Below are 887 nucleotides of genomic sequence, written 5' to 3'. Positions count from 1 at the left end.
AATCAAACGCCATCTTATCGACTACATCATTAAAAGAGATACGAGTGTGGTTGTAGGCGCAGAGGTTCCATTTCAATACGGGACAAGACGAGCAGATGTCATTTCAATCCTAGATGAAATAGCTACAGCCTATGAGATAAAGGGTGCTGGTGACAGCACCGAACGGTTAGATTATCAAATCAAAAGTTATAAACAATATTTTGATTATTGCTTCGTTGTATGTGAGAAAAGTAACTTAAATCAGATTCGTAAGGCTATAGGCCATGAAATCGGTATCTTGTTAGTTGATGAAAATGGAATCACTGAACTTAGGAAATCTAAGCAGTTCAAAAGGCATGATAAAGAAACTTTAGCTAGTACTCTTCCTACAAATAGATTGAGGGTTATCTCTCAAAACAAAGAGTTACGATCTAAGCACCAGCTTTGTGAATTCCTAGCCAAAACTAAAACTCTCGATCAATTAAGACAGTATTCACGCAGTAGTCTAAATGAACGATATAAGCATATATCAAAGATTTTTAGATCTGAATTAGGCAACACAATAAGCTCAGATGATATTCTTACTATAACCAGAATGCCACCGAGCAATTTAGTCAGAAAGTCTTAGGTTTATTCTAGTGTTGATGTAATAAACCATTCTGGCTGAAATCCAATATGATGGACTGATCCCTGTAGGTTTACCTTCACTCGCTAATTGAATTTCTGAGTCAGCCCAAGTATCTAAATCAACATATCTTGGATCTTCAAGCATTTTTACTGCACACTTTGGATAGCTTCCCTGATGTCGCCTATACCTTTTGTATATAAAACGATCTCCTGACTCTAAAGCTATATCCATTCGAGGTACAAACGTGCCTCCTTTCATTTCTATTTGCTCAGTATTAATG

2 protein-coding genes are annotated in these 887 nt (G+C 36.5%); one reads left to right on the top strand and one right to left on the bottom strand.

Annotation, left to right across the window (positions count from 1 at the left end; translation table 11 throughout):
• Window positions 1–607 (top strand): sce7726 family protein (locus K5Q92_RS23755; RefSeq protein WP_220771250.1); only part of this gene is annotated, 607 nt, incomplete at its 5' end.
• Here K5Q92_RS23755 and K5Q92_RS23750 read toward each other — a convergent pair.
• Window positions 590–887 (bottom strand): beta family protein (locus K5Q92_RS23750; RefSeq protein ID WP_220771249.1); only part of this gene is annotated, 298 nt, incomplete at its 5' end. The two genes, K5Q92_RS23755 and K5Q92_RS23750, sit on opposite strands and share 18 nt — an antisense overlap.

The sequence above is a fragment of the Shewanella sp. MBTL60-007 genome, assembly GCF_019654915.1.
In the GTDB taxonomy this organism is placed as follows: domain Bacteria; phylum Pseudomonadota; class Gammaproteobacteria; order Enterobacterales; family Shewanellaceae; genus Shewanella.
The sequence above is the reverse complement of the archived record's forward strand: the minus strand, read 5'-3'. Positions and strand labels throughout refer to the sequence as shown.